Source organism: Kineococcus rubinsiae, from assembly GCF_011839805.1.
Classification (GTDB): domain Bacteria; phylum Actinomycetota; class Actinomycetes; order Actinomycetales; family Kineococcaceae; genus Kineococcus; species Kineococcus rubinsiae.
Map to the genome: position 1 here is coordinate 1 of NZ_VWPY01000089.1, position 10,901 is coordinate 10,901.

The following is a 10,901-nucleotide window of genomic DNA, read 5'->3' on the forward strand; positions in this document are numbered from 1 at the left end:
AGGGCGTGCGCACGGCGTCGTAGAGGTAGGCGGTCGGCATCGGGGTCCTCCGGTGGTGGGGCAGCGGGGGTCAGTCGTCGGCGGCGTCGGCCGCGAGGACCTCCCGGTAGAGGCGGAACGCCGTGTTCGCGTCGGGTACTCCGCAGTAGACCGCCGACTGCAGCAGCACCTCGGTGATCTCCGCCTGCGTGAGGCCGTTGCGGGCCGCGGCGCGCAGGTGCAGGACGAGCTCCTCGTGGTGGCCGCGCGCGATGAGCGCCGTCAGCGTGATCATCGACCGCTCGCGGCGCGTCAGCCCGGGCCGCGTCCAGACCTCGCCCCACGCGCCGCGCGTGATCATCTCCTGGAAGTCGCCGGTGACGTCGTCGCGGCCGAGGGTGGCCCGGTCGACGTGCTCGGCGCCCAGCACCTCGCGGCGCACGGCCATCCCGGCCGCGTACTGCTCGCCGAGCGTGCGGCGCCGGGCCGCGGGCGCCCCCAGCACGTGCCGGCGCAGGAGGTCGGCCAGCGCGGCGGGGTCCTCGACGGGCAGCTGGTGGGCGGCCCCGGGCACCAGCGTCGCCAGCGCGCCCGGCGCGGCGCCGAGGGCCAGGAGGTCGGCGGCGGGCACGACCGGGTCCTGCGCCCCTCCGACCGCGAGGACGGGCACGCCGATCCGGGCGAGCGCGTCGCGGACGTCGAAGCCGGCCAGCAGCTCGCAGCAGGCGGCGTAGGACTCCGGGTCGGCGGCCGCGAGGTCGTCGAGCAGGGGCTGCGCGGCGCCGGGGTGCGCGGCGGCGAAGCCGGGGGCGAACCAGCGCGCCGGGGTGGCCTCGACGACGGGGGTCATCCCTTGCGCGCGCACGGTGGCGGCGCGCTCGTGCCAGGACGCGGCGGTGCCGATCCGGGCGGCGGAGCAGACGACGCCGACGGCGGTGACGGCCGCGGGGTGGTCCAGCGCGAGCTGCAGGCCCAGGGCGCCGCCGAGGGAGCCGCCCGCGTAGGCGAAGGGCTGCCCTGAGCGGCCGCGCTCGGCCTGCACCGCGGCGCCGAGGCCCGCGATGCGCCCGGCGAGGTCGCTCGCCGTGAGCGGGCCCGCGGCCGGCGCGCTGGCGCCGTGGCCGGGCAGGTCCCAGCCGACGACGACGGCGGCCCCGCCCAGCCGCTCGGCCACGGACGACCACAGCGACCGGCTCGTCGTGCCGAGCGACGGGCCGACCACGAGCAGGGGGAGGTCGGCGCCGCCGGGGGGGCCGAGGCGGGTGTCGTCCAGGACGCTCACGCGGGTCCTCCGGTGCTCGGGGGGTGGGGGGCGACGGGTCGGGCGGCGGGTCGGGCGGCGGCGCGGGCGAGGACGGCGTCCACGACGGCGTCGGCGGTGCCGAGGTGCGCGCGGGGGTCGGTGAGGTCGTCGAGCAGGCGCTCCAGCTCGGCCGGGTCCGTCGTGGTGGCGGCGGCGACGGCGGCCCGCAGCTCCGCGACGGTGGTGCTCGCGGCGAGGCGGCGCGCGGCGGCGGACCCCAGCGGGCCGTCGGCGGTGGGCAGCCCGGCCAGCGCGGGCACGATGCGCTCGGCCAGCACGCCCGGCAGGGCGCCCTCGAGCGTGCGGGCCATCGCGGCGGGGTGGACCTCGAGCCCGGTGAGGACCTCGGTGAGCTGCCGGGCCGCCGCGAGCGCCGAGCGGGCCAGCTGCGCCAGGGGCGCCCACTCCCCGTGCCAGGCGCCGGCGGGCCGCTCCTCGGCGGTGCTCGCGGCGGCGCGGTGCAGCTCGGCGGCGAGGCCGGGGGCGGCGGCCGCCGTGCGCAGGACGAGGACGGAGAGGACCGGGTTGCGCTTCTGCGGCATGGCCGAGGAGCCGCCGCGGCCCTCCGCGGCCGGTTCGGACAGCTCGCCGACCTCGGGGCGGGCGCCGAGCAGGACGTCGCCCGCGACGTGGCCGAAGGCGTCGGTGGCCGTGACGAGCGCGTCCCCGAGGGCGGTGACGGGGCGGCGGCTGGTGTGCCAGGCGGGCCGGGCGGTCAGGCCCAGCCGGTGGGCGAGGTCGCCGGCCGCGGCCGTGGCGGTGGCCACCGGGTCGGGGGAGCCGTGGCGCCGCAGCAGGTCCACGAGCGAGGCCAGGGTGCCGACCGCGCCGCCGACCTGGGCGACCGGCCGCACGGCCGCGACGGCCTCGCGCGCGTCGAGCACCGACGTCAGCCAGGACGCCGCGCGGACGCCGAAGGTCGTGGGCAGCGCGTGCTGGGTCAGGGTCCGCGCGACGGCCAGGGTGCCGCGGTGGGTGCTGACGAGGTCGGCGAGCGCGTCGGCCTGCGCGTCGAGCTCGGCCACCAGGGCGTCGAGGACGTCGCGGGCGCACAGCTGCAGGGCGGTGTCGACGACGTCCTGGCTGGTCAGGCCGCGGTGCACCCACGCGGCGGCCGCGTCCCCGTCCGCGCGCGCCACGACGGGACGCAGCACGGCGAGCAGCCCGAGGACGGGGTTGCCACCGTCCTCCGCGCCCACCGCCAGGGCCGCGGTGTCGACGTCCTCGGCGGCCCCCGCCAGGCAGGGCCCGCCGGCGGGGGCGAGCCCCGCCGCGGCGAGGACGTCGAGCCACGCGGCCTCGACGGCGACGGCCGCGCGCACGAGCGCGCGGTCGGTGAAGGCGTCCCCGGCGCGGTGCAGGCCGGGGGAGAACAGGTCCTGCGTCACGGGGTGGGCGGGCGCTCGGGCTGCGCCGCCGACGACGCCGGCGGTGCGAGGAAGACGGTCTCGCCCTCGCCCTGCAGGACGACGTCGAAGCGCACGGCCCCCTCGTCGACGCGGGACGCGAGCAGCGTGCGCGCCTGCTCCGGCGCCAGCCGCTGCAGCAGCGGGTCCCGCTCGAGGGCGGCCTGCTCCGCGTCGTCGCGCGGCGGGAGGTAGGCGCGCGTCTGCAGCCGGTGCAGCAGCCCGCGCGCGAACACCGTGACGGCGACGAAGCGCGCCGCGGAGCCGACGGGACCGGGCTCGCGGGTCCAGAACCCGTACCCGCCCTCGCCGTCGGTCGCGCAGCGCCCCCAGCCCGTGAACGTCGCGCCGTCGCGGTGGACGGAACCGCTGGTCCGCGGGACCTGACCGTCGGGACCGGCCTGCCAGATCTCCAGCAGGGCGTCGGGGACGGGCGCGCCGAGACCGTCGAGCACCCGGCCGTGCAACCAGAGCGACCCGGGGCTGGCGGGCGGGACGAGGTGGCTGTCGCCGGGGTAGGGCAGGGCGTAGCCGAAGAACGGCCCGACGGTCTGGCCCGGGGTGGGACGAGCCGGGGTGGGACGAGCGGGCGTCGGGCGGGCGGCTGCGGTGCTCACGCGTGCTCCTCGCCGGGGTCGGGGGCTTCCATCCTCGTGCGGTGGGTCCCCGTCAGGACGATGTCCCACCGGTAGCCCGTGCACCACTCGTGCTGGGTCACGTCGTGGTCGTAGCGCGCCACGAGCAGCTCCCGGTCGACCGGGTCGGTCGTCGACTGGTAGATCGGGTCGAGCGCGAACAGGGGATCGCCCGGGAAGTACATCTGCGTGATGAGCCGCTGCGTGAACTGCGTGCCGAACAGCGAGAAGTGGATGTGCGCGGGCCGCCACGCGTTGCGGTGGTTGTTCCACGGGTAGGGCCCGGGCTTGATCGTCGTGAACCGGTAGGTGCCGTCGTCGTCGGTGAGGCAGCGCCCGACGCCCGTGAAGTTCGGGTCCAGGGGGGCGGGGTGCTGGTCGCGCTGGTGGGCGTAGCGGCCGGCGGCGTTGGCCTGCCAGACCTCCACGAGCTGGCGGCGGACCGGGCGCCCCTCGCCGTCGAGCACGCGGCCCGTGACCACGAGGCGCTCGCCGATCGGCTCGCCCGTGCCGGTGCGCGTGAGGTCGGCCTCCGAGGCGTGGACGTCGCGCTCGCCGAAGACGGGCGCCAGCAGCTCCACGGCCTCGGGGTCGGCCTGCACGGGATCCTTCGTCGGGTGCCGCAGCACCGAGCTGCGGTAGGGCGCGAAGTCGTTGCGGGTGGCCGGGACGGCGAGGCCGGCGGTGCGCCGGGCGGCCGAGGCGGCGTGCTCCGCGGCGATCTCGGCGTCGATGTCGGCCTGCGTCAGCAGCTCCGGGGTGGAACCCCGGCGCAGGGCCGGCAGCGGCGTCCCGGGCACGGCGTCCGGTGCCGGGCGCTCCCGCGCGAGCGTCGGCGAGGTGGGGTGCGCCTCGAGGCCCATGGTGGTCTCCCTCCGGGTCGCTGCGGTGCGACGGGACCATGCGACCACGCCTCCGTGCGCGGTGCGCAGCGCGCCTTCCGCCCGGCGGAAGGGCTGGTCGTGGGGAGGGGAGGCGTCAGGGGGTGGGCGGCAGGCTGCGCTCGATGCCCGCGGCCGTGACCCGCAGCGCCGTGACCATGGACGCCTGCGCGGGCGAGCCCAGCTCGAAGGGCGGCACGACGAGGCCGAGGGCCGCGACGACCTCGTCGTGGCCGTCGCGCAGGGGCACGGCCACCGACGACGTGCCCGCCGTCATCTCCTGGTCCGTCAGCGCCCAGCCCTGCCGGCGCACGGCCGCGAGCTGGGCCGCCAGCACGCCGGCGTCGGTGACCGAGAACTCGGTGCGGGCGGCGAGGTCGGCGAAGCAGCGCTCGACCACGGCGGGCCCCGCGTGGGCCAGCAGGACCTTGCCGACCCCGGTGGTGTGCAGCGGCAGCCGCGCCCCGACCTCGCTGACCACGGGCAGCGAGCGGCGCCCGGAGACGCGGTCGACGTAGAGGGCCTCGTGGCCGTCGAGGACCGCCAGGTGCACGGTGGCCTTCGTCGCGGCGTGCAGGTCGTGCAGGAAGGGCGCCGCCACCGTGCCGAGGTCGGTCTGCACGGGGGCCAGGAGCCCGAGGTTCCACAGCCGCCGGCCGACGACGTAGCTGTCGTCGCCGCGGCGCGCGAGGGCCCCCCAGCCCGCGAGCTCGGCGACGATCCGGTGCGTCGTCGTGAGCGGCAGCCCCGAGCGGACGGCGAGCTCGGTCAGGCGCAGCCGGGGGTGCCCGGCGTCGAAGGCGGCCAGGACGGCCAGCAGCTTGCCCGCCGCGGTGGGCCGGGACTCGCTCATCGGCCCATCATGGCCGCGCCGGTCCTTCCACCGCGCGGAAGCCGCGCGGCGCTCGCCCGCCGGGCTGTGCCTACGATCCGGCCATGAGCTCACAGCGGAGCCGGGTCGTCGTCGTGGGGGCCGGGCCGTCGGGCCTGCTCCTGTCGCACCTGCTGGCGGCCCAGGGGGTCGACTCGGTGGTCGTCGAGGCGCGCTCGCAGGCCTACGTCGCGGCCCGCGTCCGCGCCGGCATCCTCGAGCACTCCACGGTGGAGGTGCTGCGCGAGGCGGGCCTGGACGCCCGGCTGCGCGCGGAGGGCGCCGAGCACCGCGGCATCCACCTGCACTGGCCCGGGGAGCGCCACCACCTCGACTTCGTCGACCTCGTGGGCCGCTCGGTGTGGGCGTACGGGCAGACCGAGGTGCAGAAGGACCTCGTCGCCGCCGCGCAGGCCCGGGGGCAGGAGGTGCACTACGAGGCCGCCGACGTCGCGCTGCACGACCTGGAGACCGACCACCCGCACGTCACGTTCACCGACGCCGCGGGGGTGGCTCGCCGCGTCGACGCCGACGTCGTCGTGGGCTGCGACGGGGCCTTCGGCCCCAGCCGGGCGGCCGTGCCGGACGCCGTGCGCACCACGTGGGAGCGCACCTACCCCTTCGCCTGGCTCGGGATCATGGCCGACGTCGCGCCCTCGACGGAGGAGCTGATCTACGCCTGGCACCCCGACGGCTTCGCGATGCACTCGCTGCGCTCGCCGTCCGTGAGCCGCTTCTACCTGCAGGTCCCGGCGGGCACGGACGTCGCCACCTGGTCCGACGACCGGATCTGGGACGCGCTGGCCGAGCGGCTCGGGCACGGGCACGACGGCTGGGTGCTCACGCCGGGCCCGATCACCGACCGCAGCGTGCTGCCGATGCGCAGCTTCGTGCAGACCCCGATGCGCCACGGCCGGCTGTTCCTGGTGGGCGACGCCGCCCACACCGTGCCCCCGACGGGGGCGAAGGGGCTGAACCTGGCCGTCGCGGACGTGGGCCTGCTGGCCCCGGCGCTCGTCGCGCTGCTGACGCGGGGCGACGCGCGGGCGGCGGACACCTACTCCGAGCGCGCGCTGCGCCGGGTCTGGCGCTGCACCCACTTCTCCTGGTGGATGACGTCGATGCTGCACACCGGGGAGGACCCCTTCGACCGGCAGCTGCAGCTGTCGCAGCTGCGCTGGGTCACGGGCAGCACCGCGGGCGCGGCGGGTCTCGCGGAGAACTACGCCGGCCTGCCGCTGGAGCTCTGAGCCCCGGTGGATGCCCTCGGCAACCGCCCAACTCGCAACTCTGCGTAGCTCATGGGTTACCGTCGATGAGAACGGGGACGACCCGGGACCGCCCGCCGCCGGGCCGTCCCGGCAACGCTGGGGCGCGAAGAGGCGGGCGATGACTGACCAGGACCAGGGGGCGGGGGCCGCGAGGCCGCCCGCCGCCCTCCTCGAGCTGCCCGCGGACGCGGCGGCCGTGCGCGCGGCTCGGCGCTTCGTCACCGCCCACCTCGAGGCCGGCGGGCTCGTCGGGCTCACCGCCGACGCCGAGCTCGCGGTCTCCGAGCTCACCGCGAACGTGGTCCTGCACGCCCGCACCCCCATGCTGGTCAGCGTCGAGACGACGCCGACGACGGCCCGCATCGGCGTGAGCGACGGCGACCCGCGCCCGCCGGTGGCGACCGCCGCCCTGAGCCCGGCCCTGCGCGCGAGGACCGGCACCACCGTGAGCGGTCGCGGCCTCGGCCTCGTCGCCGCGGTCGCCGTGGAGTGGGGGATCCTGCCGCGCCCCCCGGGCAAGGAGATCTGGTTCCGGCTCGGCCCGGGCCAGCCGGCCACGGCGCCCGCCTCCGTCGACCCCGGGGAGCTGCTCGACGCGTGGGCGGCGCTGGACGCGGCGGCCGCGGCCGACGAGACCGTCGTCGCGGTCATCGACGACCTGCCGGTGCAGGCGATGCTCGAGGCCAAGGCCCGCATGGAGGACCTCGTCCGCGACCTGCGCCTGGCCCTGCTGCACCACGAGCAGGGCGACGCGGAGCCCACCACCCCGGCGGACGAGGAGGAGGTCGCGGTGGCCCGGATGCTCGACGACGCCGTCACCGAGTTCGCCGACGGGCGCTCGCAGCTGCGCCGCCAGGTCGTCGAGGCGGCCAGCCACGGGCAGCGGCGCGTGGACCTCGTGGTCCGCCTGCGCCCGGACCAGGGCGGCGCCGTCCGGCGCTACCGGCAGGCGCTGGACGCCGCCGACGAGCTCGGGCGGCGCGGCAAGCTGCTGCTGGCCGGCAGCCTCGTCGAGCACGCCGACCTGCGCCGCACCTACCTCGACGAGATCATCCGCCAGCTCGAGGCCTGAGGGGCCTCAGCGGCGGGCGGACCCCGCCACGCGCGGCGACGTCCCGCGCTGCGCCCGGGTCGGGACCAGCGCGATGACCAGCCCCAGCGCGGCGGTGGCCGCGTGCAGCCAGTTGTCCGGGGTGTTCACGTTCATCGGACCCGGGTGCCCGCTCAGGAAGCCCGTCACCGCGAGCGCCCCGAACACGACGAGCACGAGGATCCCGTAGCGCCGCGCCCGCCGGCTGCGGGTGAACGCGACGATCCCGAGGGCCCCCACGAGGGCGTGGACGACGTTGTGCAGCGGGTTGACGGTCAGCCCGGCCAGCTGCATCTCCGGGTCCTGGGCCGTGAACCCCGCCGTCTGGGTCAGGGCGAAGCCGGCCAGGCCGACGACGAGGTAGGTGACGCCCAGGACGCACGCGAGGTACTGCGCGGCGGTCGCCTCCGGGTCCTGCTTGATCTGGTCGTCCACGAGGCGCGGTGTCACGGGCTGCCCTTCCTCTGCCGCCGTCGTCCGGGTGCGACGGTCCACCTCCCGCTGCCCGCTGCGGCGCAGGGCAAACCCCCGGCGCGCGCCGACGGTGTGTGAGGGCCGCGCGAGGGGGTACTCGCGCCCCGTGGACTCCGTGGTCGACCTCGTCCGGCAGGGCTACCCGTGGGCCCCGCGCGTGCGCGCCGGCCGGCTCGCCGCCCCGCTGCGCTTCCTCGGCCGCCGCTCGGCGCTCGTGGGCGGCCCGGAGGGCGTGCGCCGCTTCTACGACGACCGGCTGCGCCGCCGGGGCGCCTTCCCGCCGCCCGTGAAGCTCGTCCTGTTCGGCCCCGGCGCCGTCCACGGCCTCGACGACGCCGAGCACCACCACCGCAAGGCGCTGTTCGTGCGTGCGCTCGACCCGGCCGGCGTGCGGCTGCTCGGGCAGCGCACCGAGCGCGAGTGGGCGCTGCGCACCCGCGGCTGGAGCGCCGGGCCGGGCACCCCCGACGTCGTCCTCTTCGACGAGGCCGTGCAGGTGCTCGCCCGCTCCGTCCTGGACTGGGCGGGCGTGCCGTGCCCGCCCGCCGACGTCCCGCGCCGCGCGCGGCAGCTCGCGACCGTCGTCGACGGCTTCGTCAAGCCCGGGGCGGCCTGGGTCCGCGCCGCCCGGGCCCGCCGGGCGCTGGACGCGTGGGCCACCGCGGTCGTGCGCGACACGCGCCGGGGCCTCGTGCAGCCGCCCGTGGGCAGCGCCCTGGCGCTCGCGGCCGCCGCGACCGACCGGCGGGGCCGCCCCCTGCCGGCGCGGCGGGCGGCCGTCGAGCTGCTGAACGTCCTGCGCCCCACGGTGGCGGTGGCCTGGTTCGTGGCCGCCGCCGGGCGCGCGCTCGCCGAGGAGCCCGGCTGGCGCGAGCGGATCGCCGCGGGCGACGCCTCCGCGCTGGCGGCCTTCTGCCAGGAGGTGCGCCGCGTGCACCCGTTCGTGCCCGTCCTCGCGGCCCGCGCGCGCTCCGCCCAGGACGTCGAGGGCGTGCACGTGCCGCGCGGCGGCTTCGTGGTGCTCGACGTGCACGGCACGAACCACGACCCCCGGCACTGGCCGGACCCGGACCGCTTCGACCCCGCCCGCTTCCTGCCGTGGCCCGGCCGTGGCGCGCGCGACCCCGACACCCTCGTGCCGCAGGGCGGCGGCGACGTGGCCACGGGCCACCGCTGCCCCGGCGAGGGCGTCACGCTGACGGTGCTCGCCGCGGCCGTGCGGACCCTCGCGCGGCTGTCCTACGACCTGCCGCCGCAGGACCTCGGCTGCGACGACTCGGTCATGCCGACCCGGCCCCGCAGCGGTGTCGTCATCCGCCCGCGCTGACGGGGGCCGGCGTCCGCCGCGCGAGCAGGCGCAGGGCGAGCACGGCGAGCGCGGACCCCGAGGTGCCGAGCACCATGTCGCCCAGCGTGTCCTCGTAGGCGGTCGCGAGCTCGGTGCCGTGGCGGATGAAGCTCCACCACTCGCCGACCTCCCACAGCAGCGCCAGCAGCGCGCCGCCGCCCACGACGACCACGGCGGCGGACCAGCGCGGGCGCAGGGCCTCGACGTCCAGCACCAGGCCGAGGCCCGTGCACAGCAGGAACCAGTTCCCGGCGTGCAGGGCGTCGTCCCACCAGGGCAGCGTGTCGTAGAGGTCGAGGGAGTTGCCGCTCACGTCGACGAGGAACGGCAGCATCACCAGCGCGAACCCCGCCCAGGGCACGGCCCGGGTCGCGCCCCGTGCCCGGCGGCGCCGCTCGCTCAGCGCCCAGGCGAGCGGGACGGCCAGCATCAGCAGCGGGTAGGCGAGGAGGCGGGCGGCGAAGCCCTTGCCCTCGAACTGCGGGAGGTCGCTCGCGACCGTCGCCACCACCAGCTGCCCGAGGGTGAGCGCGAGCACGGTGAGGGCCACGGCGGGGCCCGCGCGGCGGGCGTCGGCGTCCACGTCCGCGAGTGTGCCGCAGCGCGCCCGCCCCCGGGCGGGTCTCGCCCGACTGCCGTGACTCCACCCCGCCGACCACCCGGACGGCGGCCACCGACGGCCCGTCGGAGGGGCGGCCGGGTGCTCCGCCGGCGGACGTCGGGTGGGGGCGTCAGGAGGGGGCGGGCCCCGCGGTGAGCGCCACCCAGAGGTCGGCGCGGTCGGCGGGGGAGTCCATCGACCGGCCCAGCACCTGCTCGAGGCGGGCGACGCGCTGCCGCACGGTGTTGCGGTGCACGCCCAGCGCGTCCGCCGTCGGCTGGCGCTGCCCGTGGTGCTCGAGGAAGGCCCGGCCCGCGCGGACGAGGCGCTCGGCCTCGGCCGGGTCGAGCGCGTCCAGCGGGGCGAGGACGTCACGCGCGTAGGAGCGCACGCCGTCCGGCCCGAGCGCGGCGGCGAGGCCCGCCCGGTGCGCGTCGTCGGCGCGCACGTGCGGGTCGCCGCCGCTCGTGCGGCGCAGCGCGGCGCGCGCCGAGGCGTCGCTGTCGGCGGCCTCCTCGGCGGGGACCGGGCTGCCCGTGCCGACGCGGCAGCCGTGGCGCAGCAGCGCCTCCTCGACGCGGCGCAGCGGCGCGGGCGCGTCGGCGCAGACCACGACGAGCGCCCCGCCGGGGCGGTCCGTGCGGGCCGCGAGCGCCCCGGGGACGGCGCCCAGGGCGTCCAGGGCGTCGTCGACGCCGTCGCCGTCGGCGCGCAGCACGCGCAGCCGGTCGGGGACCACGGCGCCCGTCCCGTCGGCGTGCAGCACCTGCCGGGCCGCCGCGGTGTCGCCCGTGCAGAGCAGGTCCACGGCGCAGCCCAGCAGCCGCCGGTCGCGCTGGCGCTCGGCGCGCTCGCGGTCGGCCACGAGGCCGAGCAGGGCCACGGCCGCCGCCGTGGTGCTGCGGGCCGCGCGCGGCAGGTCCGCGGGCACGGACAGGACGAGGAACTCCTGCGGCCGCCCTGCGGCGCCGACGGGGTGCACGAGCAGCGTGCGCCCGCCGCGGAGGTCGGCGCCCGCGCTGGGGCCGCCCCGGGTCCGCAC

At 78.3% G+C, this 10,901-nt stretch carries 11 protein-coding genes; 3 read left to right on the top strand and 8 right to left on the bottom strand.

The window, feature by feature from the left end; translation table 11 throughout:
• Positions 1–70 precede the first annotated feature (70 nt).
• From pcaDC to F1544_RS22365, 5 genes are all read right to left on the bottom strand, one after another.
• The gene (pcaDC, locus tag F1544_RS22345) at positions 71–1,261 is read right to left on the bottom strand and encodes a bifunctional 3-oxoadipate enol-lactonase/4-carboxymuconolactone decarboxylase PcaDC (protein ID WP_167588401.1); all 1,191 of its coding nucleotides are present in this window, start codon (positions 1,259–1,261) and stop codon (positions 71–73) included.
• Entirely contained in the window at positions 1,258–2,670 is a 1,413-nt protein-coding gene (locus tag F1544_RS22350) for a lyase family protein (protein WP_167588402.1), read from the bottom strand. Before F1544_RS22350 ends, pcaDC begins: the two co-directional genes overlap by 4 nt.
• Positions 2,667–3,305: a protocatechuate 3,4-dioxygenase subunit alpha gene (pcaG, locus tag F1544_RS22355; RefSeq protein ID WP_167588403.1), complete on the bottom strand. Its 639-nt coding sequence runs from the start codon at positions 3,303–3,305 to the stop codon at positions 2,667–2,669. The genes F1544_RS22350 and pcaG overlap by 4 nt, the downstream gene beginning before the upstream one ends.
• A complete protein-coding gene (pcaH, locus tag F1544_RS22360; protein ID WP_208972429.1) occupies positions 3,302–4,186 on the bottom strand; it encodes a protocatechuate 3,4-dioxygenase subunit beta in 885 nt (294 codons plus the stop codon). The genes pcaG and pcaH overlap by 4 nt, the downstream gene beginning before the upstream one ends.
• Before the next feature lie 115 nt (positions 4,187–4,301).
• The gene (locus tag F1544_RS22365) at positions 4,302–5,057 is read right to left on the bottom strand and encodes an IclR family transcriptional regulator (protein ID WP_167588404.1); all 756 of its coding nucleotides are present in this window, start codon (positions 5,055–5,057) and stop codon (positions 4,302–4,304) included.
• Positions 5,058–5,140: 83 nt separating this feature from the next.
• On the opposite strand from F1544_RS22365, the gene F1544_RS22370 reads away from it, so the two are divergent.
• On the top strand, positions 5,141–6,325 hold the full coding sequence (locus F1544_RS22370; protein WP_167588406.1) for a 4-hydroxybenzoate 3-monooxygenase: 1,185 nt from the start codon (positions 5,141–5,143) through the stop codon (positions 6,323–6,325).
• Between the two features lie 139 nt (positions 6,326–6,464).
• Positions 6,465–7,418 carry an ATP-binding protein gene (locus F1544_RS22375; RefSeq protein WP_167588407.1) on the top strand — a complete coding sequence of 318 codons (954 nt, stop codon included), beginning with the start codon at positions 6,465–6,467 and terminating at the stop codon, positions 7,416–7,418.
• A 6-nt stretch (positions 7,419–7,424) separates the two neighbouring features.
• Here F1544_RS22375 and F1544_RS25660 read toward each other — a convergent pair whose 3' ends face one another.
• Positions 7,425–7,886, bottom strand: coding sequence for a DUF4383 domain-containing protein (locus F1544_RS25660; protein WP_167588409.1), 462 nt, complete (start codon positions 7,884–7,886; stop codon positions 7,425–7,427).
• 130 nt (positions 7,887–8,016) lie between these two features.
• On the opposite strand from F1544_RS25660, the gene F1544_RS22385 reads away from it, so the two are divergent.
• The gene (locus F1544_RS22385) at positions 8,017–9,237 is read left to right on the top strand and encodes a cytochrome P450 (RefSeq protein ID WP_167588411.1); all 1,221 of its coding nucleotides are present in this window, start codon (positions 8,017–8,019) and stop codon (positions 9,235–9,237) included.
• Here F1544_RS22385 and F1544_RS22390 read toward each other — a convergent pair.
• Complete coding sequence (locus tag F1544_RS22390) at positions 9,221–9,841, bottom strand: DUF2238 domain-containing protein (RefSeq protein ID WP_308470275.1); 621 nt, start codon at positions 9,839–9,841, stop codon at positions 9,221–9,223. The genes F1544_RS22385 and F1544_RS22390 overlap by 17 nt on opposite strands.
• A 148-nt stretch (positions 9,842–9,989) precedes the next feature.
• Positions 9,990–10,901: PucR family transcriptional regulator (locus F1544_RS22395; protein WP_167588413.1), on the bottom strand; the 912-nt coding region annotated here is incomplete at its 5' end.

Coding starts and splice junctions, on each gene's coding strand:
- pcaH (WP_208972429.1), bottom strand. CDS start 4,186: ATGGGCCTCGAGGCGCACCCCACCTCGCCGACGCTCGCGCGGGAGCGC.
- F1544_RS22365 (WP_167588404.1), bottom strand. CDS start 5,057: ATGAGCGAGTCCCGGCCCACCGCGGCGGGCAAGCTGCTGGCCGTCCTG.
- F1544_RS22370 (WP_167588406.1), top strand. CDS start 5,141: ATGAGCTCACAGCGGAGCCGGGTCGTCGTCGTGGGGGCCGGGCCGTCG.
- F1544_RS22375 (WP_167588407.1), top strand. CDS start 6,465: ATGACTGACCAGGACCAGGGGGCGGGGGCCGCGAGGCCGCCCGCCGCC.